This is a genomic window from Methylosarcina fibrata AML-C10 (assembly GCF_000372865.1).
Classification (GTDB): Bacteria; Pseudomonadota; Gammaproteobacteria; order Methylococcales; family Methylomonadaceae; genus Methylosarcina; species Methylosarcina fibrata.
In genome coordinates, this window is the sequence record NZ_KB889965.1 from 2,364,269 (window position 1) to 2,388,281 (window position 24,013).

The 24,013-nt window shown below is 53.2% G+C and carries 19 protein-coding genes and 1 pseudogene; 2 read left to right on the top strand and 18 right to left on the bottom strand.

Annotated elements, in window-relative coordinates; all coding sequences use genetic code 11:
• Positions 1-3: 3 nt before the first annotated feature.
• Complete coding sequence (locus A3OW_RS0111090) at positions 4-2,319, bottom strand: TonB-dependent siderophore receptor (protein WP_083918196.1); 2,316 nt, start codon at positions 2,317-2,319, stop codon at positions 4-6.
• A gap of 156 nt (positions 2,320-2,475) precedes the next feature.
• Between A3OW_RS0111090 and A3OW_RS29230 the strand changes: the two are divergent.
• Both A3OW_RS29230 and A3OW_RS0111105 read left to right on the top strand, forming a co-directional pair.
• A pseudogene (locus tag A3OW_RS29230) lies at positions 2,476-3,492 on the top strand (IS701 family transposase).
• A 121-nt stretch (positions 3,493-3,613) separates the two neighbouring features.
• The gene (locus tag A3OW_RS0111105; RefSeq protein ID WP_020563513.1) at positions 3,614-3,889 is read left to right on the top strand and encodes an HU family DNA-binding protein; all 276 of its coding nucleotides are present in this window, start codon (positions 3,614-3,616) and stop codon (positions 3,887-3,889) included.
• A 15-nt stretch (positions 3,890-3,904) separates the two neighbouring features.
• Here the strand turns inward: A3OW_RS0111105 and traN are convergent, their stop codons facing one another.
• The 17 genes from traN to A3OW_RS0111190 all read right to left on the bottom strand — a co-directional run bounded on the left by traN (position 3,905) and on the right by A3OW_RS0111190 (position 24,013).
• The gene (gene traN, locus A3OW_RS0111110) at positions 3,905-6,694 is read right to left on the bottom strand and encodes a conjugal transfer mating pair stabilization protein TraN (RefSeq protein ID WP_020563514.1); all 2,790 of its coding nucleotides are present in this window, start codon (positions 6,692-6,694) and stop codon (positions 3,905-3,907) included.
• The gene (locus tag A3OW_RS0111115; protein ID WP_020563515.1) at positions 6,695-7,726 is read right to left on the bottom strand and encodes a TraU family protein; all 1,032 of its coding nucleotides are present in this window, start codon (positions 7,724-7,726) and stop codon (positions 6,695-6,697) included.
• Entirely contained in the window at positions 7,723-8,925 is a 1,203-nt protein-coding gene (locus A3OW_RS0111120; RefSeq protein WP_020563516.1) for a TrbC family F-type conjugative pilus assembly protein, read from the bottom strand. The genes A3OW_RS0111115 and A3OW_RS0111120 overlap by 4 nt, the downstream gene beginning before the upstream one ends.
• On the bottom strand, positions 8,912-9,238 hold the full coding sequence (locus tag A3OW_RS28950; RefSeq protein WP_332309824.1) for a S26 family signal peptidase: 327 nt from the start codon (positions 9,236-9,238) through the stop codon (positions 8,912-8,914). The genes A3OW_RS0111120 and A3OW_RS28950 overlap by 14 nt, the downstream gene beginning before the upstream one ends.
• A 207-nt stretch (positions 9,239-9,445) precedes the next feature.
• Positions 9,446-9,760 carry a hypothetical protein gene (locus tag A3OW_RS0111130; RefSeq protein WP_020563517.1) on the bottom strand — a complete coding sequence of 105 codons (315 nt, stop codon included), beginning with the start codon at positions 9,758-9,760 and terminating at the stop codon, positions 9,446-9,448.
• A complete protein-coding gene (gene traC, locus A3OW_RS24775; RefSeq protein ID WP_020563518.1) occupies positions 9,750-12,164 on the bottom strand; it encodes a type IV secretion system protein TraC in 2,415 nt (804 codons plus the stop codon). Before traC ends, A3OW_RS0111130 begins: the two co-directional genes overlap by 11 nt.
• Positions 12,161-12,424, bottom strand: coding sequence for an RRXRR domain-containing protein (locus tag A3OW_RS27115; protein WP_232422368.1), 264 nt, complete (start codon positions 12,422-12,424; stop codon positions 12,161-12,163). Before A3OW_RS27115 ends, traC begins: the two co-directional genes overlap by 4 nt.
• Before the next feature lie 7 nt (positions 12,425-12,431).
• Complete coding sequence (gene traA, locus A3OW_RS0111140; protein ID WP_005369504.1) at positions 12,432-12,731, bottom strand: TraA family conjugative transfer protein; 300 nt, start codon at positions 12,729-12,731, stop codon at positions 12,432-12,434.
• Between the two features lie 125 nt (positions 12,732-12,856).
• On the bottom strand, positions 12,857-13,387 hold the full coding sequence (locus tag A3OW_RS0111145) for a TraV family lipoprotein (RefSeq protein ID WP_020563520.1): 531 nt from the start codon (positions 13,385-13,387) through the stop codon (positions 12,857-12,859).
• Complete coding sequence (locus A3OW_RS0111150) at positions 13,384-14,127, bottom strand: DsbC family protein (protein ID WP_020563521.1); 744 nt, start codon at positions 14,125-14,127, stop codon at positions 13,384-13,386. Before A3OW_RS0111150 ends, A3OW_RS0111145 begins: the two co-directional genes overlap by 4 nt.
• A 153-nt stretch (positions 14,128-14,280) precedes the next feature.
• Positions 14,281-15,639 (bottom strand): TraB/VirB10 family protein, encoded by a 1,359-nt coding sequence (locus A3OW_RS0111155; RefSeq protein ID WP_020563522.1) that lies wholly within the window; start codon positions 15,637-15,639, stop codon positions 14,281-14,283.
• Positions 15,639-16,610, bottom strand: coding sequence for a TraK domain-containing protein (locus A3OW_RS0111160; RefSeq protein ID WP_020563523.1), 972 nt, complete (start codon positions 16,608-16,610; stop codon positions 15,639-15,641). Before A3OW_RS0111160 ends, A3OW_RS0111155 begins: the two co-directional genes overlap by 1 nt.
• Positions 16,607-17,218, bottom strand: a complete 612-nt coding sequence (locus A3OW_RS0111165; protein WP_020563524.1) for a TraE/TraK family type IV conjugative transfer system protein — start codon at positions 17,216-17,218, stop codon at positions 16,607-16,609. The genes A3OW_RS0111160 and A3OW_RS0111165 overlap by 4 nt, the downstream gene beginning before the upstream one ends.
• A complete protein-coding gene (traL, locus tag A3OW_RS0111170) occupies positions 17,215-17,496 on the bottom strand; it encodes a type IV conjugative transfer system protein TraL (RefSeq protein WP_020563525.1) in 282 nt (93 codons plus the stop codon). Before traL ends, A3OW_RS0111165 begins: the two co-directional genes overlap by 4 nt.
• A gap of 362 nt (positions 17,497-17,858) precedes the next feature.
• The gene (locus tag A3OW_RS0111175) at positions 17,859-21,815 is read right to left on the bottom strand and encodes an NACHT domain-containing protein (protein ID WP_020563526.1); all 3,957 of its coding nucleotides are present in this window, start codon (positions 21,813-21,815) and stop codon (positions 17,859-17,861) included.
• A 297-nt stretch (positions 21,816-22,112) separates the two neighbouring features.
• The gene (locus tag A3OW_RS0111185; RefSeq protein WP_026223509.1) at positions 22,113-23,225 is read right to left on the bottom strand and encodes a Fic family protein; all 1,113 of its coding nucleotides are present in this window, start codon (positions 23,223-23,225) and stop codon (positions 22,113-22,115) included.
• A 155-nt stretch (positions 23,226-23,380) separates the two neighbouring features.
• A complete protein-coding gene (locus A3OW_RS0111190; protein ID WP_026223510.1) occupies positions 23,381-24,013 on the bottom strand; it encodes a DUF4400 domain-containing protein in 633 nt (210 codons plus the stop codon).

Consider the following 24,013-nt stretch of genomic DNA (forward strand, 5'->3'; position numbering starts at 1 on the left):
CGTTTACCAGTTATAACGCAAGCTGGCGAGTACCGAACGGCGGTCGCCGTAAAAGCAGCTGCCACCGTAGCAAGTCGTGAAATATTCATGGTCCAGCAGGTTGCTCATGTTTACGCCTAAGCGCATGCCTTCCATAGAGTGATGAACTTTACCCAAATCGTAGTGTACTGCGGCATCGACCAGCACATAGCCGGGTGTTTTCTGACTATTGCTCAAGTCGCCGTAATTTCCGGCGGCATAACGCAACCCGCCACCGAGTCCCAAGCCCTTGAAATCCCCTTGCTGGTGGGTATAATCCAGCCAAAGCGCCGCCTGGTGTTCAGGTGTGTAGGTCAGATTATTCCCGAGTTCGGAAGTAATGTTGGACTGAGTGACTTTCGTATCGGTATAGGTATAGGATGCGGTCATGTCTAAGCCAATATCCAGAGTGGCTTTGCCCTCCAATTCAACACCTTGCGAACGAACTTCGCCGGTCTGAATGCTATAGCCAACATGGGTTGGATCCGGATCGGCAGTGAGGACGTTCTGCTGAGTCAAATGAAAGAACGCGGCGGTCAGCAACGCATTGTAACCTTGCGGCTGGTACTTGACTCCGAACTCATGTTGCTGACCCGTCGTTGGTTTAAAGGGTATTCCGGCAAAAGTAGTGCCAACGGTCGGATCGAACGATTCAGAGTAACTGTAATAAGGAACCACGCCGCTATCGAACAGATAGCTCAAGCCAGTACGGTAAGTGAACGCTTCGTCTTCTTGCGGAATTTCCGCGCTGCCATCGCTGCGAGTCGAAGCCGACACCCAATCGTGGCGGATGCCGATCGTGGCTATCCAGCGATTCCACTTGAGCTGATCTTGCACATAGACACCGATCTGGTCCTGTTCCTGATTTATCCCGGAATCCAGAACCGGCCGGGCAAACCGTTTGCCGTAGACCGGGTTATAGATATCCAGAACCAGCTCCGGCAATTCAAAATCAGTAAAACCACTTAATCTCTCGGCGTTGAAATGACGGTAATCCACTCCGACGAGAGCGGTATGCTCAATCGAGCCGGTAACAAAATCGGCCTGCGCCTGATTATCCAGCGTAAAGGTATCCGCATTGTCCTTGTAGTGAGCACCGTAACGGTTGATACTGCGCATGTGACCATCGACAAAGCTTCCGCCTGGAATTAAGCGCCCAGTGTCATAATTGAAGCCATAGAAGAAATCCGGAAAGACGCCTCGATAGTCACTCTCGACATTAGCATAACGCAAGTTCTGCCGAGCTGAGAAAGTTTGGTTGAAACGATGCTCAAAGGCGTAGCCGACCGCATATTGTTCCCGATCGTAACCGTCAAAATCGGGCTCGCCAAGAAATCGGTTCGTGGGAATTTGGCCGTTGGGATTGCCCAATACCGTTCCTTCGTAGGGTAAAAACTGCATTGAGTTACCCGTTTCATCTTTCTGATAATGACTCAGGAAGGTTAACGTGGTCGCATCGCTCGGCTTCCAGGTAAAACTCGGCGCGACATAATAGCGATTGTCCTCCACGAAATCGACCTGGGTATCGCTGCCACGCCCCAAGGCCACCAGTCGATAGAGAAAATCGTCGCGCCCGGCGACCGGGCCGCTTAAATCGATACTGCCCTGCACCCTGTCGTAACTGCCGCCGAGGAACTGGACTTCGTGAAACGGCATTTCTGTCGGCCGTTTACTCATCATGTTAACCAAACCGCCAGGGGGATTTTGGCCATAAAGTACAGACGAAGGACCGCGCAATACTTCGATCCGCTCCATACCGTAAGGCTCGACCCGCAACTGGGCGTAAGTGCTGCTTGAACTCATCAAGCGAGTGCCGTCGAGATATTGGGTACCTTCGAATCCGCGCAAATTGAAATAGTCGTCGCGCGTGCTGGGACCGAACATGCCGCTGACCACCCCCGGCGTGTACGCGACGGCTTGGGTGATGCTCTGCGCGGCGCGCGCGGCAAATTCGTCTTTATTGATGACGCTGATCGATTGCGGCACCTCAATCAATGGTGTGTCGGTCTTTGAGCCGGACAGCGATTTATTTACTACATAACCCTCTACCGGATCGACAGCGCTTATTTCTTTCTGCCCGACTACCGACACGGTCGGCAAGACTGCCTCGTCTTTAATATCGAAGTCTTGTTTAACGTCGGTATTCGATTGTCCCACATCTGCGGCCTCGGCCTCATTTTGAGTTTCCTTTGCCGCCAAATCACCGACCGCCAGGGTTGTCGTTAACGCAATAACAACTGCCTTTCGTAAAATGCCGTTTCCCGGTTTCTTCTCACACGCGCTACTCATTCGTTCGTTCATAGCTTTACTATAAAAATTAATCTACATATATAATAAGTCTAATGATAATGATTCTCAATATTTTTTGCTTTTATAAACCTCTTTTACACAGCGATATGCAAAGGCCGTGTCATTTCTGGCATGAAAATAAGGCACTTAGCTTTATAAACAGACTATTTGATCAGCACTGCCGACTCTGCGACAGCAACCGGATTGTCGACGATGTTGAAGAAAGACATTAATCATGATCAAGTTACACGCCTCTTGTCGGAGCGCGAATACATCTCCAAGGATTTATGGCGGGAGGTCAATCGTACGGTGCGACAAATCGAAAAGGAAAACGCTTATCTAATTTTTGACGACACGGTCCAGTAGAAAGTCTGGACAGACGAGAACGAGGTCGTTTACTGGCATTATGATCAATGCAAAGGGCGGACGGTCAAGGGCATCAACTTACTGAACGCCCTTTACCACACCGGCGAGGCCTCGATCCCTCTGACTTTCGGGGTGATCCGCAAGCCGTTACAATTTTGCGACGTGAAGACGCATCAGATCAAGCGGAGTAGCGAGGCCACTAAAAACGAATTGCTACGGGACCTTCTCAAGGCATGCGTGAACAACCGGCTCAAATCCCGTGATGTGGTGTTCGGCATCTGGTTTGCGGCCGCAGAGAATTTAGAGGCAGTGCTGGGTGCAAGCCGGCACTTCACGGCAGCTGAAGGACAACCGGCTGGTGGCGTTGACTCTGGAAAACAAACAAGAAGACCGTTTTATCAAGGTCAGCGAACTGGCGTTATCGGACAGGCAAGTCGTGCGTGGCTGGCTAAAAGGCTTCGACAAAAAAATACTTTTGAGTCGGTGGTTCTTTACGAACCAGGACGGCAGCACGGGCACGTTGAACCTGATTTGCAGCGATCTCTCTTGCGACGGCATACAGGACGCGACGACTGAGAAAAACAGTGGAAAGTCGAAGCGTTTCACAAGTCGTTGAAATTCAATGCAGCGCTGGCCAAGTCCCCGACTCGATCGGTCAGCATGCAAAACAACCATGTGTTCATGTCCATTTATACCTTGTTCAAGTTGTAATGCTTGAAGATCAAGCATAAGACCAGCCATTTTGCGCTACGGGCGAAGCTGTTTACTAAGGTAACTCAACAGGCCTATGCGGAGTTGCAATTGTTAAGGACTGCGTAACATCAGTAAATTCAATGAAGACGAATGAGACAGAAAAATTTCTTAATTTCTACGGTTTTCAATTATCATCAACCCTTTAAATCTCAACATCCCCTTTAATTACCGCCCACAGGAACATGATATGAACAAATCCGAACTCATCGATGCCATTGCCAGCCACGCCAACCTGACCAAAGCCGACGGAGGTCGGGCGCTGGAAGGTTTAACTAAAACCATCGAATCCGTCTTGAAAGCCGGTGACTCGATTGCGTTAGTCGGCTTTGGCTCTTTTGAAGTTAAAGAAAGAGCAGAACGCCAGGGTCGCAACCCACAAACCGGCGCGGCCATTACGATTGCTGCTGCAAAAACCCCTTCCTTCAAACCCGGCAACAGCTTGAAAGACGCGGTCAACGCTTGATCGTTTCGGGGCCGGTTACTGCGGCCCCATGCCCCAGCCTTCCAGTTCGGCTTGCCGTTTGACCGCAGGTACATCCAGCTCGGTCATGCGGCCTTGGGTGCGGGTCAAGGTATCTTGCCGGTTGCCGGTGGCAGCACCATACCGTTGCGGATTGAGTCGGCTGCCAGTGCCGGTCAATTGGTCAAGATTGAGCATCGAAGCGGCATTTTCCGCGGTGGGTAAATGGTGGGTTTGTGCCAGCAGCCCCAGCCATTCGTCCAGATTGACCTGAGCCCAATCGACCTTGTCCAGATCCTCGACTTTGATGCCGGTGCAATCGGGCGCTTCAGCGGTACCAAAGCCCATGCCCAGTTGCGGTTTGATTTGTTCGTTCAGGATTCTCGCCAGCGGCGTGTTGTAGCAGCAGTAGCTTTCCTTACGGATCAGACAGAGCCCGGTAATCGGGTCTTTACTGTCGCAATAGGTGCCCAAGTCCTTACAGACTTTCAACTGTTTCTTGGCCGCCAGTTCGTATTCCGGGATCTCGCACGACCAGACAATCTGGATGATCATGATCGCGATCATGACCGCGGTATAGGCGGCCATCAGCGTGCTTAACATCGTCCCTGCAAATGCCGCACCGCCCCCCAATTGAACGCCGCCCGATTGCGCGGCCGGCGTCAGGTTACCCAGCGAATCAAACGCCACTTGCCCCCCGGCGCTGAACAGCGCATTGCCGGCCGCTTCCCCAAAGGTGCTGCCGATCCATTCCGCCACCGTTTTCATCAATTCGCCTTTCAATGAATCCAATAAGCCCTGCGAGGCGATATCGGTGTTGCTCAGCATGTCGGTGCCGACCAGATCATTGACGGTCGAGGCAAAATCCGCCTGGAAACTGTTCCAGGCATCCCCTGCCACGGAAAAGGGCGTCCGCATGGTTTCCCAAACGCCTCGCACCGCGGAGGTGGCATCCATGCGCATCACCGCATTGTCCAGTTGACTGGTAGCCAGGATCAAATCGATGTATTGACTCAGCCCCATGCTGCCGGCGGGCGTTTTACAACAATCGACCAGTGTCACCACGCCACCGACCATTTTGCAACTGGCCTCTTCGCCTTTGAATACCTCGCAGGAACTGGGATCTTTTTGTTGCAGATCGGCATTGGCATAGTCGCAACTCAAATCCATCGCCATTTGCTGGGCCGTATTGAGTAGCGCCAGCGCCTTGGTAAAATCCTGACTTTGCGTCCGGTTCACGGTCATACAATCTTCACCCATGCAGCGAATCGGACCGGAGCATTGCTGTTGCGTGCTGCTTTGAATGCCGGGAATGCCGGCCTCTTGGCCGCAGTCATAGGTATCCACACTATCCCAGCAGGTACCAGAGGCCAAGGTATCCAGGCATTGGCTCTTGATGAAGGCGCAGCCCTGGTTCTCCAGATCAGCGCACGTCGTGCTCGGAGTTCCCGCGTCGGGCGGCGACAGACAATGCGTGCCTGCCGAGTCCGTCCAGCATTGTCCGGTGCTGTTCAAATCGCACTGTCCCGCCGCGGTGATGCTCATGCAGGTATTGCGAATGCCTGCGGAAGCGGCCACCGGCGCCTTGGCCAGATCGGACTCGCAGACCATCACTTGCGATACCGGATCGACGTAACATCCGGATGCGTTGGCCGGATCGTTAGTACAGCTGAGCTGGCTGCCCGCTTGGCAAATCCCATCGGTAATGGCGCTGGCCAGATTCTGGCAGTTCGGTCCGCTCCAGCTCCATTCGTCCTGGGTCATCAGTTTCGACAAGTCGTAACGCAGGCGGATGCGCGAGTAACCTTCGCCATTGCCGCCGACCATCGTGTCCTGTCGAAAGACCTTGTTGCCGGTACTGTTAAACGCATAAGTCACATCCTTGTTGGGATGATCGACCCAGCTGCTGCTGAGTTCACAAGAGCCCCCCCAGCCGGAGGAACCGGTATAGATCAGGCTGCCGCCGTAATAAACCCGGGCATGATCGTCAAACTCCACATCCTCCAGAGTGGCGCTGATAATCGCCTCGGGATGCAGCACTTGGTAAGTGACCTGCCAGCTGAATACGGCGCAGCCCGCCGACCAGTAATTATCGCCGACCACACCGACATACAAATCAATGCAGCCCGGCCCGCAACTGGACAATCCGCCATTTCCCGAGACATAGCTGAGCAGCGGTTCGACTTTCACCTCATGGGTTGCGGTACAGTTTTGCGGTACGGTCGGCTGCCTTAAGCACAGCTGATAGTCGGGAATGTGAACCGCCTGCGTGGTCGTGGTTTGGGTTGTGGTAGACGTGCAGTCCGAGAACGACGCTGCCCACGGCGTAAAATCGGCAAACACCTGATCGCCAGCCTTCCAGAGCGGATCGTTTTGTAAGTCCGGATGCGATTGGTGCGCATTGTTGATAAGGGTGCGATAGGCTTCGCCGGTGGCGCTGTTTTCGCCGTTCAAGATCGTTTGGGCATTGAGACCTGCGGCAATGGTGCCGGGGTTATTGCCATACAGACTGGTGAGGTTGGCCGTGACACTGTTAGCATCGTTTACATCCGGAAACAGGGTGCCGATATTGATCGTACTTTCTTGCGTCGTGCCAGGATTCAGCGTCATCGTGCCACCGCCGGCATCCACGGGAAACTGAAAGGCCTCCAGAAGTTGTTGTCCGGTTTGCTGTCCTTCGCTGCCTGCGGCCTGCATGGGATCCGCCCAAGTCACAGCGAACGGCGTCCAGGCCATGGTGACGCTCAGCGTCATGGCGAGCGAACGCGTCAACCGGAGATGACGATCAAAAAACGCGCCCAAGCCCATCTAAAGCCCCACGCAGCAGTCCTGCCAGCGCCAAAGGATATAGAGATGATCCTCCCCGGGCCCGGGAAAGGTGCGCCCCGCGCCCCAGGTGAAGGTGGTTTCGCCAATCACGTGATTGGATTCGGTTTCCGCGACCGGATAAAACATGCTGAGCCGGTATTGAGATTTCGGGATGAAGGGATAAATCAGTCCGCCGCACAAGGCGTCGTTTCCCGAAGTCTTCCAGGCCAAGCCCCGACGGTGCAAGGCCGCTGTCGCCCGGGTAGCCAGTAAACTGGAAATGCGCGGATCGGTACCGTAGCTGGTCGGTGAAATCCCGGACAAGGGATACATATGCCCCCAGGCGCCGGCACACCAGAACAAGGCATCGAGCGGATTGCCGGTCGCGGCGGCGGCCGCATCGGCGACGCAGGCGGCAATGGCGGCCGGATTGGCAAACAGCGCCGTTTCGGGACTGGTAAAAAACGCCAACAGGTCGCTGTTCCAGGTGGGGTCGAGCTCGGAGACATACAGCAGATCGAAATCCCGGTAGCCGTCGGCGTTACACCGATCATCCCAAAACAGATCGAGCAGAATGGTGAGCGGAAACGCGAAATAGTGGTAATTGAAAAACGACATCTCGCTGGCATCGAAATCGGCCTTGCCGGTGGTCGCGATCAAACGCACTTTCGAGGCGCTGAACGTGTGCCCGCCCAAGGCCGGCGAGCACCAGGGATTTCTGACCACTTCGATCAGCCGAGCCGGATTCCATAGCCCGACGGTCATGCCCAATTGCGGCAGCCCCAAGGGATCGGTGCAGAAGCAGAACTTCTGATCGGTGGCGATACTCGGCACATTGCCGCCCCCGAGCGACGCACCGGCCGCACGAATCGGAAACAGACAGCTCCAGCAAATATCGGTGATCAGTTTGCCGGACCATAGCTCGGCATCGGCGCAGAGCGGATCCATCGTTTTGCTCGTCGTGTCGGCATGGCCGGCGACCGTCAGGCTCAAAAGCAACCCCAACAGCCATGCTGGAGCCGGCCATTTCATGACTGCTCTCCTGCCGCCGGTTTAAGGACTTTGCGTTCCCGGACAACGATTCGGTTGCCGGACTGTTCGACCACTGCCGGCACGTGTTGCAACTGAAAACGCTGACGCACATCCGGCGTCAACAAATACACCGGCGCATCGAGCATTGTTTCCAGACTTTTTAAGCCTTCCCAACCATTTTCACGAGACAGTTGCGTCGCGAGATACAGGACGCGTGCGTTCTGGTCCCGGCAGGGCAACTGCCTGACGGTATCGAGCTGGGCTGGTTGGGTGGCATCGAAGACGATCAAGCACAACCCGAAGGCCAGTTGGTCCAGGGGATTGACGGTGTGTCCGGCACGAATGATCAGATTGCCGTTGGGCGCCACCAGATCACGCGGCGCGGTGACAGTCAGATCAATGAGCAGGTCCCGATCTTCCCGAGACGCAGGCAACACTTCGAATGGGCGCTTTTGCCAAAAACGGGCAATAGCCTGCTGCCTCATTCGCGATCCATCCAGCGTAGCCAATCGGCTTTTGATGGCTTCGAGCAGATCGATTTCGGCAATGTCATACACTTCACCGAAGCGCCCCAGATCACCCTGGCGTCCGGCATTCTGGCGCGATTTGACCCAATCGAGACTGCTCACGCCCTTGACCCGAAGCAGCGCCCTGCCCTGCGCCTCGACGACGATATCGGGAACAGTAGTCACCTTCCATTTCTGAAAGCGAGTGGGGTCGATCACGATATTCGGAAGCGGATCGATGTCCTTCAACAGCGCTTTCAAATCGGCGAAAAAACCCGGCAATTTCTGCCCGGGTTTGGGGCCACGAAAGACCAGCAAGACATCCTCCTGACCCGAAGCTTCCTCAAAGATGCCCTTGAGCACCGCGCCCCCCAGCGAGAACGAGACAAACATCACCCGTACCGGTTTGCCTTGTGGGTTGGCTGCCAGTCTATCGGGCATCGCAGCCAAGGCCTTGGACTTTGAGGCGTTGACGAGTTCCAACGCTTGCAGGTTGGCTTCGGATTGATGGGGATTGTTGTTCAACCAGTCTGGCCTTGGCTGTCCTTTCAGACGCTCGAGAATGGTTTGCGAACGAACCAGCCAGTCCTCTTCAGCCTGCGCGACACCCTGCGTCAGCAAAATCGCCAACATGAAGAATCCGGTCATCCGGCGCACCAAACGTGATTGCAGCGTGTGCTTAAAAAATCGCATAAGCCCGGCCAATCACCTGGTGGTCATAGACGTATCCCCAGTAACGCGAATCGAAACTTTTCGGTGTTAAACCTGTAACCCAATACGCGGCCGCCGGAATAGTTTCGTCGCGTTTGAAGACGGACAACGGTTTTCTGAGTTTCTCGGCCAGCGGCAGCCCTTCAATGATGAGGGCCCCGTTAATTCGGGTTTGACGGCTGTCGACCTGGACGCGATCACCGGTGACACCGGTGGCGTCTTGACGATGATTTGGCCGTCCTTGAAATACGGTTTCATGCGTTCGGCCCGAAAAGCGATAAGATCGCCGCGCCAGATGTCCTTGTTGTAGGTATCGATGAGATAAATACGTTTATCGGGCAAACAGCGGTCGACCTGATCATCGCCGCCGATCAAAAACTGCTGACCGACGTAGTGCTCCACGGCCAACAGCAGAATCAGAAGCGGTAAGGCTTTCAGCAGAAACGGCCCGAGCGGGACCTTGGGCCGGATATTTCGAAGCATCGACGTTGGTCTCATGGCTTCACTGCCCTTCCGGCCTGACATAGGTATCGTCCGGTGCCGCGACCACGGCTGTCGAATCCAGCACCAGGTAGCCGGCGTCACTCAACTTGGCAGCCAGACGCTGCCAGTCTTCGACGGTGCGAGCCATTTGCTCCGGGGTGGCATTCGGCGGAATTGCCTGGATCAAGCGACCACGATCCAGCACAAAAACCGGCGTGATCAGGTTCAATCGTTGCAAGGGTTCTTTCAGCATCTGAGTGGCCGCGATCGTGCCGCCCATGAGACCCAAAACCAACGCCATGAGGCCGATACCCAGCCACTGTTTACCGGCCATGAGTGACCTCCCGCTCTTTGGCTTTCCGGCTGCTTTGCAGTTGCTGAATGGCATCGTCCAGACTCAAGCCCTGGCGGCGCAGTTGTTTCAGCGCCTGCACATCTTCCGGCTTGGTGGAAAACAAAAGCCGTTTGAAAGGATCGACGATCAGCCGGCCAATTCCCGAACCCATCTCGGTCAAGAAAAAGATTTCGGAATATGCCCCCGGCAAGGTATGGACGGTCTTGAGCAATTCGTAACCGCCGTCCGACAGCGGCAGCCGTCGGTCCTGCTTCATGCCTTCGATGACTTCGGCTTTCTGACCCAAAAGGTACATATTCGCCGAGTTTTCGACGATAGCCCGGCCGGCGGCATTGCGGTACAGGTCATTGACCGACTGGGTAATGGTGACCGCGGCCCCGCCGTACTTCCGAAAGCGCCGATAGCCGTGCTCCATGAATTTGGCGACATCGCCCTCGGTGAGCAGATCCCAGGCTTCATCGATAATCACGATCTTGGGACGGTTGCGTTCGCCGAGATACATCTCCTGCTGGATTTGATAGATCAGTTGCAGCAACACGACCTGTTGCAGGTGTTTCCGGCCTTTCAGCTCCTCCAGTTCCAGCACCGTGAAATCGTTGCTGAAGCGGGCGTTGTTGCGTCCGTTGAAATAACGCCCGTATTCGCCGCGGCTCGTGAACGGAAACAACTGCTCGCCGACATCTCTGAGGCGCTGGTCGTCTTCCCGGCAGAGGATGGCCGCAATGTCGTCGACCGACATCGCCTGGGCTTTCTCGGTCCAGAGGTTTTTCAGAACGCGCTTCAAACCGGCCGTTTGAAAATCGCTGAGCTTTTCCGTGGGCGCGGCCATTTGACTGACGAGCCCTGCCAGCATGTCGGCTTCTTCTTCGAAGTTCTGCACGATTTCGAAGGGATTCATGCAAATCCCCGAGCCGTGGGTAAATTTGACGAAATCGCCTTCCAGCACTTCGCAGAGATTTTCATAGGAGCGGCCGACATCGATCGTCCAGATTTGCGCGCCTTCGGTCAGGTAGCTGACGATGATTTCGTTGGTCAGAAACGATTTGCCCTTGCCGGATTCGGCGGCGATGCAGAGATTGTAGTTGCCGGTGGTATCGAACAATGACACTGCCATGTGTTCGCCATTGCGCGAGACAAAATTCAATGTCGGCGTGCCGGTACCGGCCCAATCGCCGAACAGCGGCAGCAACGGAATCGCATGCCGGGTGGCCAGGGTGCGGTAGCGTTTGAGATCGGGTATCGCCGCCCGTTCGGCCCCGAACGGCAGGCAATTGAGAAAGAACGGCAGACAAAAATACTTGTCTTCCAGAAGCTGAAAACCCAGTTCCCGGAAATACACGCGGGCATTGGAAATCGCCGCGGATTCCTCGCCGTCATCGCAGAACAACACCAGACCGAAATAGCTCCGGATCGGCCGGTCGCCGTCGCCATAGGCATCGAACAGCACATCGAAATTATGCTTGCGCTGGATCAGCGCCGGCAGGAAACGGGCGATCGGCGTATTGACCTGATTGGTGATGAACTGCCTGACGCCTTCCTGGCGGGCGCGGGTGGATTCGGCATCCGGGTAATGCAGGGTCAGGCTGATGAGCGCATTCTGGCGAATGCCGCGCGTGCCAGACAGAATGTCGCCGAGATAGCTTTTGGCGCTGCCGAAATAAAAATGATCGGGCGTGCGCTTGGCGGAGAGGGTTTTGACCCGCTTGGTGCCCAGCCAGACGCCCTTCTCGTCGGTCTCCAGCGCATTGTCGTAATCCAGCAGCTGATCGCGGATCAGTTGCGTCGGGTCGCATTCGGGAACGACGCGGTCTTTCCAGCCGGCATCATCATTCCAATTGAGGACCGTATTCAGTACCCGCACATAGTGATCCGCGTCGAGCACGTCAGGATTGAGCCCGATGGTGGTCAAGGATTGTTGGGTCGCCCGCTGCAATTCCGCGGCCCTCACTAATTCATTCTCGCTGGGCCTCGGATTAACGATGGGCAGCTTGACGGTCACGATCACCTGGCTGCGGCGCAGGCGTGCGCCAGAAACCGTTTCCGGCGCTTTACCGGTGCCCTGCCGCAAAAAATCGATACTGGCTTGTGTCATCGCTTTATAGATCGTCTTTTGCTGTTTGAGGCGACGGGTCTGCATGATGGCCAACGATTCTTCAATGTCCGGCGATGTCCAGAGACTGACCTGCAGCAGGGTCTCGGTGGGCCAGTCTTGGTTCAGCAATACATTGACCCTCGCCGAAACGCTCGGATCGGCGCCGGTCAGCGGCCGGCAAATAAAACCGAAACCGATGCTCGCATCCGCCAGCAGAAAAAGCTGGTGATCGGGGTCATACGCCAAAGCCGAAAACAGGGAGTCGGCAGGATGAATGCGAGAGGGCTTCATGAGCCTGCCTGCCGCATGGATTGGGCTTCAGCCTCCTGCGGTGCCGTCCCTAACAAGCGTATCGTGTAAGGATGGCGACTGAGTCGCAGGGCGCGTCCTTTGCGGATGAGTTCGCGGGCGCGCGCCGGATGACAGGAATTGAGCACCCGCCCATCGCTCGCCACGACATGCACACGCACCCCATTGGAACCCCGAGTTGAAATTCGACAGTTGCCCGCCGCCGTCTCGGAATGGGAATGGCTTCCGGTGATCTCGTTCATGTCGCACTCACAGCGTGGCGGTGACGATATTGGTAATGATCGTCGGGGCGGCGAACAAGCCGACGCCACTGGCGATACCCAATACGAAACCCATGATGCTGCCGCGCACGACGCCGGCAACCAGGCCCACGATCACAAATACGATGGCGATAATGCGGCCCAGCAGCCCTTCCACCCAGCCGGTAAGCAACGTCCAGACATTGTTGAACTCGGTGCCACCGGCTCCGGCCAGCGCATCGGGCGCCAACATGACGAGCAAGAGGGATGCCAGGACCACCGACGCGCCCGTTTGACGTGACAATCTCATAAAAAACGACCTCATGGGAAAATGAACAGACGGTTGCCCGTCCTGTCTCGGACCCAATGTCCGGCTCGCCCAAGCGGTTGCCCGCGGCTTCTCGCCCATCCCGGCAAGGATTGGCGGAAGGATGTTCAAGGCATGTTCGGCGCCTTGGAGGGGCCTGGCGGCATGCCTTCGATCTCGCTGCCGGCCTGATCCCGATCCAGCGGTCTTTCCGGAGGACGCTGGTCGATTTGCAGCGGGACCAGCGACGGGCTGACCGTCGGCGCGCTTTTACCGATCATCCAACGGCGGGGTTCCAGTTCGGTATACACATAGCCCGAGACCATCAGGTCGCCGTCACTGTCTTCCCAGGGCGCAATCCAGATGCGCATGACCTGAGCCGGCGTTCGGATCGGCGTGGGATCCTCGATTTTGGGGACAGGTTGCCGAGCATGGCGCGGGGAAGGGGCGATTGCCTCTGCTTTAACTGCCTCACTTTTGGGGGTTTGGGGTTTGGGCGGCTCCAGCAAGGCTTTGTCGGTCACCTGATAGGCTTCGGTGGTGGACAGACACTGGGGGTCGTCCGGCATGCCCTTGCAGCCGTATTGCGTGGCACAGCCGGTACTGAAAAAGACGGTCAGCCCCAGGAGAACCAGCCGAATGAATACGCGAAGGCTCACGGCTTTTTCTCCGTCTTGTCGGTCTTGGCTGGGGCTTGGACGACAGCAGGTTTGTTTTCCAGCCAGTCGGCCAGCGATTCGGGCGCACCGCTGTGCGTGCGGCCGTCCGGAGCGATCAGAAACGGCACGCCGGGCAGGCCAAACAGCTTGGCGGTCACGATCGCCCGTTGCAGCGGCTCCTTGTTACAAGACGCAGGATTATCGGTTGGAAGACCGGCATAATCCTGTTTCAGGAGGCGCTGGCGGACGCTGTCCCGATCTTTTTGATCTTTGGAGGCTTGCTGACAGGCCAGTTGCACGACGATGTTTTGCGATTCCTGGCCCAGGATCGGCACCATCACCAGTTTGAAGGTATAGCGGTCCTGCAAGGCTTGCAGGTCTTTCATGACCTTGCCGCAATACGGACAGCGCGGATCGATGAAGATCAGCACTGAATCTTTGCCGCGACCGACGGTGACAGAACCCAAATCGTCGATATTGAGCTTCATCCGTGACAGATCAATCCGTCTGGCGATCCGGTCAATATCGGGAAGATCCTTGATTTCCTGCTGGGTCCAGACATCGAGCAATTTGCCGCCGTACAGCGCAAAGCGGCCATTACTCGACATGAACACGATCTGCCCGCCGGTCTTGACCATTTTGAGCCCGGTGATCGGCAAATCCTGCATGCCGTCGATTTTGACCGACATCAAGCCGGCGGCGATATCGGCAGGTGAAATCTTCGGCGCATCGGCTGCCATCGCGGCAGCGCCTGTGCAAAGCAATGACAGAAGAGCGAATCGGCTAAGACAATTCATAGTAGCGATCGTTAGGGATTGAAATGATGGCAACAGCTTACTGGCTACCGCCAAGCAAACACGGACAATAAATGGCGAAAATACCCATCTTTTGCATCAGGCCGGGGTTTTCAATTTGAGCGCGGTGCCTTTTTGCACGATGAAATTGACCTGCCGGGTGGCATCGACTTCGATCACCGGGTAAATCTCTTCGGCCATATCCATGTAAAAGTGCGAGAGGCGCTCCATCGCATAACCGGCCCCTTTCAGCGCCCCGCCTTCCATGGACTGGGAAGAAAAAGCGCTTTGAAACGGCGTCGTACCGGCCAGACTCCCCAGACCGCCGGTCATCAGCACCGGCACCTGGTTACGGCCGAAGGCATCGGAAAAGCCGCGCAGAAAGCCGGCTATCATCGACTGCGCCAGCAGGGCGCCTTGTTTGGAGACGACACGGCCTCTGACGCCATTCTTGCCATCCTCGCCGGTCGCATAGGCGTTCATCGGCACTTCAATCACGCCGCCGTCCTGACGCACGCAGGAAAACGTCTCGCCGCGAAAATAAGCGCGCTCGGCGCTCAAGTCGCCAAAGCCAGCGGCCAACAGAAAGCATTCGCGCAAATCCGCATGGAAGCGATTGGGCAAAATGGCTTCCTTTTTGATCCGAAAAAGCACCGGCATCGGCTCCTTCTTGGCCTTTTTACCGGTGGGTGCATCCAGTCCGTTCAACAAGACGCCGGTCAGAATACTGCCGGCCGGGATAAAGACTTCGCTGTGCCTGGCGGATGGCTCAGATGAGGTTTTCCCTTCCGGTCCCCTTGGTGACGCCTTGTCATCCTTGATCACGCGAATCTGCAAGGCCGCCTGCGGTTGGGTATTGGAAGACGCACGCCCTCCCGATATGCCGGGATTGCCCGGATTCGAGCCGGCTCCGGCGGCTTGTTCGAAAACACGGGTCAGATCATTGGGATCGGGCGTGGTGCGGGTGACGTTCGATCGCCGCTCGGGCGAATTGGACAGGGGTAATACGGTACCCGCTGTCGGGCCGGTATCCGGAAGCAAAGCCCCAGGCGCTGCCGGTTTGTTCCTGAGCGCTTCCAGTTCACCGGAGACGGCTTTCAACTTGGCGTCATAGGCCTCCCGCTCGGCCAGGGTCCATTGCTTGAAGCGCATCTCATCGGATTGTTGCTGGCGTTTTTGCTGCTCTTCAATCGCCCCCAGACGGCGGCCCTGCTCTTCATTTTTCTGCAGCAGGTCGCGTAACTGGGCGGAAATGCCGTCGATACCTAACGAGCGGGGATCGCTATCGGTGAGAATGTGCTGGATCGTAGCCTGCTTGCTGGATGGTTTGACGACTTCCGGAGACACCGAGGCCAAGCCGATGATCGTCGCGATCAACACGGTACCGATGCTACCCACGACGACATTCCGTTTGGCAGTCGGGCTCAGCGCCGACCACCAGTGGTCGATACCGGCCATCAAGGCATCCTCCCGTTCAGCAAGGACGGTCTGACCGTGATGGCAGCCTCGTCTTTTCGTCTGACCGCGACATAAAGTTCGGTTGATTCATCGGGTCCGAGCACCACTTTCGGCCAGGCGGCCACGGCCAGGACTTCGTCCTGGGTGGAAGCGCAGGCGCGTTCATCGAATTCGATCGGGATGACGCCGGTGTTGTGTGCGACACCCACGAATATCAGCAGCTCTGGACCTTCCAAAAGCTGGCCAGTGCGAATCCGGACTCGGTCTTGATGACAATGGATTTGTTCGGTCTGGCTGGGATCGCGCAATGAAAACCCGGCGGGCGTTTTTTGTAATCCCAGATCGCGGAACAACTGCTTCAGGGTCGTGATGTAGTCCTGTTCCTGGTTTGCGGGTTTATCGGACGAATCTTTGGTTCGCTGTTGCCATTGCGTCAGCCGTTTATACGTCTCCTGATCCAGGCTGAGATGGATTTCACGGGCGGGTATCCGTTTGGGAATCAGCGTCAACGAGAGCGCGATATCCTGATTGTCGCCGGGGGTGATGTACAAGGTCACCGGCGTTTCATCGGTGGTCGCGACATAGACGATCTTGCCCTTAGTGCTGGTGGTCGCCTGACTGGTCGTGGTCACCACCGGGTTGTCGAAGGGCGTCACCAGCCGGTTCAAATGGCCAACCGCAATCGGCATCAGCTCGTTGATGCCGGGCTTAACCTGAAGGGTTTGCGGCGCGACGGAAGTAGCCGCCTGTTGAGGGGGCGGATTCAGGACACTGGCATCGACGGGCGGCAATTCGACTTGCAGCGGAGGCTGATCAGTTGCCATACTTGACACATCTTTCAAGGGCGCGGTTTCCGCCGCCTGATTGTCTTTAGGCGGAGGTGCGGTCAATCCGTTAGCCGGTAATTCCTCGGCGGATATCGGCAGGCTGATGATCAGCAATAATGCGAGTGGACGACAGGCACTTTTCATGGCGTTGCAGCTCTCGGTGGCAATTGCGCGGCTTTCAGGCGTTCCAGCGTTCTGGGGTCTTCGGGATAGACATCGATGAACTCCAGGCGGGGCCGGTAGTTTTTGATGGCAATGATGAATTCGTAGGTGCGTGGCTTGATGTCCGGCTTGGAACTGGGACCCTGGCTTTTGAGTTCGCCGCTGACAAAGACCTTGTTGGTCTCGGCTTCATAATCGACATGCCGGGGCGTGAAGCTGATCGCGACCCGGTCCATTTTGATCGCCTTGATCTGATCGGTCATCGCATCCAGCACGGTGCGGTAGATCTCGGGCGCCAACAACGGCTCGATGGCGATTTTCAGGAAATCGGCATTGGCCGGCGTGGTATTGCCCAACAGCTCGGCCAGAAACAGGCCCCAGGACTCCTTGAATTCGCTGGAGGCGGCGGTTCGGGTCACTTCGACTTCTTTCGTTAAGGTCGGCGGCACCAGAATAATACTGCGTTCGGTACGCCAGGCGGCCAGCGAGGTAATCACGCACACCGTCAGCAAACCCAGGATGATGATGCGGCTGAAACGGTTCTCTGTCTCGTGCCCTTCCCAGGTCCGAAGAAAATCCGAAAGCCTCACGGGTAGAACCGCCGGATGAAGGGATTGGGAATGGTGATCGCTTTGCTGGGCAGCAAACCCAGCCAATAGATCGCATGCAAGGTATAACCGTCCGGGCGGTTGTCGCGAAAGCGCCGGTAGAATTTGACGGCGATGGCGCCAATGGCCAGGGCCGGAATGAATTGATCGATCAGCATGCCGGTGAGCATGCACACCATGAACGGCACGATTTCATCGGCGCTCCACAGCAAAAGGTGAATCGGATCGTCGATGGTTTTAGGAATGGCAACGGGTTCCATAATGATCTCCGGGAGGGATGATCACTATTTTGGTGATTTGAAAGCCCTTATCGGCCACAATAAATCTCGTTACCGAGGATTTTTTGTTGGGAATCGTGCTATTTTTTGTGGCGTGGGAACAAGACAATCCGATCCGAGATCGGGCGGTGGATTGATAAAACGATACGTTTTTATTTAGAGCTTTGCTTAGCGTTTTTCAATTTGAAAAAATAGAGCAAACCGTAAAGCAGTCATCCACGAATATAAAATTGAAGAAAAATCAATAGATCAGACCGACCCGAAGCGGAAGTTCGCTGATATTCTTTATCGAATTCAAATTGGCCAAACAAACTTGGATATGAGCACATTATGAGATGAACTAACTATTGTGCTGATAATTCACGAGCAATTTCTCGGATATCTGCTTCTGAATCTTGTGACAGTATCTGCAAATGTTGTTTTATCTCTGCAACAGTTGAATAGGGCTCGGCAAGGATTGGAATCGCTGCGTATCTAAACATTGGGTTATCGTGTTGTAGCAGGGTACGTATCAAAACACATTGATTCGGCGAAAATTGTGTCTTCTTTTTTAATGCATTAGACAGCAAATCCAATTCTAACTTCCCATTTAATATTTCAGAAAGAAATAAATCCCGCAACGATTCAGATTCATTCAAGCGCTCATTCAATGACTCTTTACTGACATCTTTTACATCCGATCGCGAATCTGAGGCCATAGAAATAAGTTCGGTATCATCCACAACATCGGCTAGTAACATAGCTTTTGCGAGCAAAGAGCGGGGACTATCTGGTATTACACCACCTGAAACGGGATAAGGTTCTTCATGAACTTGCCAATGGCAATAAGCTTTGCGTATTAAAGTTGTAATGTCCGTTGTCCCTGAAACCGCAACCTTAGAGGCAAGTTCCGTTGCTGAAATGGCTACTTTGGGATTCATGCACAGAAGACCATTCTCGATATATTGAAGAATATCCTTGTCTTCCATGACATTATCTAATTCGCCCAATTTTTCAAAAAGGGCCTCACAACCGTCAGACATAGTATCCAACAGTCGGTTACGAATCAGTAAAAGAGCATCAGCGACATCTATATGAGACATTAAATGTGCAGCGGCTAAAAGCGTATTAGCCTTACCTTTCTCCAAAAGTCTTCTAATAATTGGAAGGATCTGATCTTTAGTTGCTTTCTGTTGTAATAGGTTCGTCGCCAATACAATGAGCCAATCAGACTGTTGAAATAACGTGATTTCTAAGTTTTCGAGTGATATAGGGAGTTGGCTTGCAAGTTCCCAATTAGGTTGAGTATCGACATGAACCAGGCTGTCGTAGAACAAAAGATCATCGTCAACCTGTTTTTCGAGCCTAGCTTTCAAAATACGAACATCGCGGATTAATTGATCTCTCTCCACGCCCGATACTGTTGCAATAGCATGTAAAACTGCCTTGATTGCTTCGGCTTCTATTCCAAAATTCCACTTCCAAATGTCTCCGGCAGAAATTTCCCAATAGGATGAGGCGTCCATAAAGCCGCTCATGTGCATCAATAGACTATTGTCGTCAATTGGCTCGTCAATATTTACGATTACCGTAGGATCATCCAATGCATTAAGAAGACTAATGTGGTGATCTTGCCAACTTTCTTTCAAGTCTGGCGTAAGCCAAGGCATTTTCCAGTCTAATGAATAGTCTCTCGGTAATAGTTTGCCATAGGGTTTCAAAAGCGCCGCTATCTCAATTCTAAAACCTATTGTATGTCCTATATTTTGAATTAGAATCGCATCCAAAACAGCTAAACCGATGGGGTCTGCATCACGTGTCAAAATAGCTTTTGTTGCCGATAAAATAAAGCCCTCAATAATCTTAGGTCTTGGGTCATTGAGCAAAAGCCTTCCTTCGTGCAATCTCCTAAAACGGTAGTCGTCACTAGGCAATACCTTCAACATATCGAGCATTGCTTGATAATCGAAATACTGCGAGCCAGCCGCAGTAACACAAGCCCAAGCAGAGAGTCTAGTCCAAGGTTGCTGATGCGAAAGCGCATTTTTTGCGCGAGCGCAGACTTCCTCCGGGTATTTTGAGGCGATTTTGAATAGCGAAAAACCCGCTTGAAGAGCATCCCAACGACGTGGGGACAAAACGCACTCCCATGCAGTATCGATTAACCTTTCGATCACTGAGCTACTAACTTTAACATCGCAATCGTTGAGAAATTCTACTGCTTGGTTAACAGCTTTAGTATCTAGTTTTCCTTGAGGGATAGTAGTTATTACAGCATCAACTGCACTTTCTGCTAGACCCATTGAGCAAGAAAACTTGATAGTTTCATTCCAGGATGCATTCTTAGAATACGTACTAAGTACATTATTTTGCATTTTTGGCTCAAGATGTACGAGATGCTTTGCTGCAGCGTACTCGCTAAAAGTCTTGTGTACAAAAGTAATCGCCTCATCAGTTTGGAAACGAACTCGCTCAAGCATGCCAAGGTCTTGCCATCGACTTGCGCACTGTTCGCAAATCGCTTTGGCTTTAAGTATTGGTTCATGTAATTCGGCCGCTATATTCTTTGCGCATCGTTCAAGTATTTGCTCCAAAGATTCATGGGGATTTACTAGTAGGTGCCACCCCAACATCTCAAGAAATCGCATCATCACGACACTCCCCACCTCTCCATCTTCGTGCCGTTGGCTAGGAGCCTCTTCGATCAGTTCGAATAACCGCTTATAAAGCTGCGTTCGAGTTGCGCCTACTGACTTGCTCTTCAAAGAAAGTGCGACTAGAAATCCCAGCAGCATCGGACTTTTCGTTGCCACGGTTTCAACGTGACTGAGTTTAAGCTGTCCTTCTGCAAAAGTAAGTGCTTTGGTGAGCTCTGATGATCTTTCATCGAAAATGCCGGCCAAAAGCTTGGATATATGTTGTTTGGTTTTGGATGACTCCAATGGAACTAGTTCGTAATGTCTCCATGCCCTAAGAAGACTGGAATCATATCCAATTGGCCTTGTCGTTACGAGGATTCTGCATTGTGGATATCCGGATGCAAAGCGTAGAAGTCCTTGAACAACATCAATTTGTGCGTTTCCACATTCATCAAGTCCATCACATAGAAGTACCACGCTCTCCTTGCTGACGAGGCTCAGGTCTTTCATGTGTATGCCAGAACCATCCAAACCGAGTTCGAGAACACAGTCCGCAAATCCTATTCCACTACTCCTCATGCGTGCGGCAATATCGCGTAGTCGGACCTGTAGCACGGGATGCCCGCTTTTTGCATAGAAGATTCCCAATCGTTTCAGCAGAGTAGTCTTACCCATGCCGGGACCTGCTATAACTACACCACGTCTTACGAATTGTCCTAATGTTATTGAATCAATTTGTTTGACATTTGTAGGGACTGATCGAGAGTTCCAAGAATGGTAACGTTTAAGAGCTTCCTCCAAATTATTTGCTTCGTTAAGCCCGTCCACCTGAACGAGAGCTTTCATCTCTATCCATGCGGTTTCAAGTGGCAAAGACTTATCAATTCCGAAAATTGAGAATGCGGCATTTGCTTCAACTACCCAATTAGATAATTTGTGAAGCACGATTAGTGGTGCAGTAGAATTATCATACCGTAAGGAAATGCCGGCACTTTGGAGGAGTTGCAACACTGATCTAGCTGATCTTTGTCCTCGTAATTCAATAAGCCAGTGTGAATCTCTGTATAGATGATCCCATGCATTCTGCACGTTCTCACATAGGTGCCCAAGTTCGGCATGAGCTGCTTGGATTGAAGCCGCGTCAGTTTCTAAAGCATGTACCGTGACAATACGTAATCTTGCTGTGATTTTTTCAACATCGAACGACTTTTCAAAGAGTTGTAATTTAAATTTCTGGCTCAAGGATTTTAGATCGTCAGTACGACCCTGTCCCATTCGAATGATGTCCATAGCAAGTTCATTACGGATTGTGCCACTACTGTCTGGTGAAACCACTAATACGCCATATGAAATTGCGCCTGAATCAATAGCGGATGCAAGGCTCAGCAATGTATCCCAGAGGTTTTTGCCGGCTGTTAGTCCTTTTTTAACTTGAATTTCTGTGACAGAACCATCATTGAGCTGAAGACACATGTCATCACCAGATCCTCCTGTTTCCGTTTTAAAAGTTACAGGTACATCTGCTACTATACCATTAAGCCACCCTAGAGGAGTTCCTCGTGCGACATGGACAGCAACAATTGCTGTCACACATGCTTGAAAGTTCATGCCACCAGCTGCGGCGCTGCCGCCCCACTTGTTTTGCTTCAGATTGTTTTTAGGGTATTGGGGTTTTCTTGCCATCTTCGACTTGCGGTGTTACAACATTAGTTTATGTATATTAATTTATGAAATTAGACTTTCAAGTTATTTACATACATTAGAGCCAATTAATCATTAAATCTATATCTCCCTGGTTTTCAAGTTTTAAATTAATCGAATTATTAGAAAATTTATTTTTATATTTTCCAAAGGCCACTTTTGGCCGGTCAGCGCCGATCAACATACCTTACTGATGATAATTGCATCGGCTGCTTTCGGGCAGTTTTAATGATTGCTAAGGTCTATGGGGATTGCGAATTCATCAGGCAGTTTGAAAATTTAAAAGATGGCGTCAAGATTGAGATGATAACGAGTATGCTTCCTTTCCCCCGTCCTTGACAACGCTCCCTTGCCGACTAAGTCCTGCAAGTCTCGTGTCGCGGTGGCTCGGGTTGCCCCCGTGATGTGAATGTATTTTTGGGCACTGAGCCCGCCCGTGAAGCCTTCCGGTCCTTCTCGGAACATCCTGGCCAACGCTTTTTCCTGACGTGAATTCAATTGCCCCCTTAGCCGATCATATAATTTGGTTTTTTTGATCAAAAACTCGATCCAGCTTTGGGTATAGGCTTGGGCGGCAATCACCAAGTCCGCGAAATAGATCAGCCAACCGGTAATTTCGTTGTGTCGATTGGCGCGCTCAAGGGCTTCGTAGTAGGTCTTTTTGTTGCGTTCGATGGTGGTGGCAAGTGCAATCAGGGTCGGTTGACCCAAACTTTGAGCCAGCGCTTTTTCGGCAAGCGCCCGTCCGATCCGGCCATTGCCATCTTCAAAAGGGTGGATGCTGACAAAATAGAGATGGGCCTTGCCGGCGCGCACTAAAGCCGGCAGCGGGCTTTTTCCCTCGGGTGCTGTATCATTAAACCAGGCAATAAACCGATCCATCTCCGGCATCATTTCAGAGGATGGCGGGGCTTCAAAATGCACTTTTGGCGCATAGACGGCGCCGGATACGATTTGCATCGGCTCCGGGTGAGTCCGGTACCGACCGATGTCATGCAGGTCACGGCGACCATTCGCCAGCATTTGGTGCCATTCGAATAGCATGGTGTGGGACAGAGGCGCTTCAAACCCTCGATACAACGACACCATCAATTCCGCGATCCCTTGTTCGGCCGGGGAGACTTTGCGATGATCGGACATCAATCCGAATTGGCGGCGAATGGAGGACTGAAGGCTATCTCGGTTAAGGTATTCTCCTTCGATCTCGGAGGTTTTCAGCGCTTCATTGCTGATCAACTCGACGGTTAATTGCCGCTGGTCATCTTCATCAAGATGTTTGAAAGCGCCGAACCTTAGGCCGGCGCCCAGCAGTAAACGCTTTTCGCTTTCCTCAATCCGGGATGGGTCGTAGCTAAAATCAGGCCAGTCAGGTTGTTGCCAGTTCCACATCATGAGTGATATCCCCTCCTCTTATCACTCATAATAAGCATACTTATGAGCTATAGAAAGTATTTTTTTAACTCATCTGCCTCGTTGAAGAACGTTGCAGTGAAATTCAAGATTTCCGGATGAAAAAAAAGCATTTGAGATGATATGAAAAAAATCCGTTAAACCCGCTTCTGGGTATTGGCCAGAAATACATTCAAGGCAGCCGCCACGATAAAGATGCCGACCGGGACTGTTTGCGGTGGCACCGGAAACGGCAGCGTTAGCCCCATGAACAACAGATAGACAATACCCAGCATCAGATAAAGACTGTAGCGGTGCGCCATGGGACTGGGATAATCGAAATTGGTCTGGCTGATTTTTCGCCGAATCAGACCATCGATCGCAAAGGGCATGAGGGTGACTGTCAAGAGCGGCCACCATACCCACGCCATGATCAACCTCTGGATCATCTGGTACACCGTCTCCCAAAGCACATCCAGCCGGCTTTGGATAAAAGGAAAGAAATCCCGGCGGCCGACATCTTCAAAGCCTTTCGATAGTTGCCGTTCGCGTTCGGTCGGAATGAAGTAGTGGTAGACGCTCTCCCGGATTCCGGTATTTACGAAGAGCCGATCAAACCACTGTTGGCTGGTCCGGCGGATTTCCGCCTCTTTCTCGACGCCGATATAGGCGATCAGCATGTGATCCTCGGCCGTTTGAATCTCCCGTGTCCAACGATCCGAGACAAGGCAGGCCACCAGAATGATTTCCAATAGCCAGATCATCAAACTGAGCAGTAGATTACGCTGCAC

Coding starts and splice junctions, on each gene's coding strand:
- A3OW_RS0111090 (WP_083918196.1), bottom strand. CDS start 2,319: ATGAACGAACGAATGAGTAGCGCGTGTGAGAAGAAACCGGGAAACGGC.
- A3OW_RS0111105 (WP_020563513.1), top strand. CDS start 3,614: ATGAACAAATCCGAACTCATCGATGCCATTGCCAGCCACGCCAACCTG.
- traN (WP_020563514.1), bottom strand. CDS start 6,694: ATGGGCTTGGGCGCGTTTTTTGATCGTCATCTCCGGTTGACGCGTTCG.
- A3OW_RS0111115 (WP_020563515.1), bottom strand. CDS start 7,726: ATGAAATGGCCGGCTCCAGCATGGCTGTTGGGGTTGCTTTTGAGCCTG.
- A3OW_RS0111120 (WP_020563516.1), bottom strand. CDS start 8,925: ATGCGATTTTTTAAGCACACGCTGCAATCACGTTTGGTGCGCCGGATG.
- A3OW_RS0111130 (WP_020563517.1), bottom strand. CDS start 9,760: ATGGCCGGTAAACAGTGGCTGGGTATCGGCCTCATGGCGTTGGTTTTG.
- traC (WP_020563518.1), bottom strand. CDS start 12,164: ATGAAGCCCTCTCGCATTCATCCTGCCGACTCCCTGTTTTCGGCTTTG.
- A3OW_RS27115 (WP_232422368.1), bottom strand. CDS start 12,424: ATGAACGAGATCACCGGAAGCCATTCCCATTCCGAGACGGCGGCGGGC.
- traA (WP_005369504.1), bottom strand. CDS start 12,731: ATGAGATTGTCACGTCAAACGGGCGCGTCGGTGGTCCTGGCATCCCTC.
- A3OW_RS0111150 (WP_020563521.1), bottom strand. CDS start 14,127: ATGGCAGCCGATGCGCCGAAGATTTCACCTGCCGATATCGCCGCCGGC.
- A3OW_RS0111155 (WP_020563522.1), bottom strand. CDS start 15,639: ATGGCCGGTATCGACCACTGGTGGTCGGCGCTGAGCCCGACTGCCAAA.
- A3OW_RS0111160 (WP_020563523.1), bottom strand. CDS start 16,610: ATGAAAAGTGCCTGTCGTCCACTCGCATTATTGCTGATCATCAGCCTG.
- traL (WP_020563525.1), bottom strand. CDS start 17,496: ATGGAACCCGTTGCCATTCCTAAAACCATCGACGATCCGATTCACCTT.
- A3OW_RS0111175 (WP_020563526.1), bottom strand. CDS start 21,815: ATGGCAAGAAAACCCCAATACCCTAAAAACAATCTGAAGCAAAACAAG.
- A3OW_RS0111185 (WP_026223509.1), bottom strand. CDS start 23,225: ATGATGTGGAACTGGCAACAACCTGACTGGCCTGATTTTAGCTACGAC.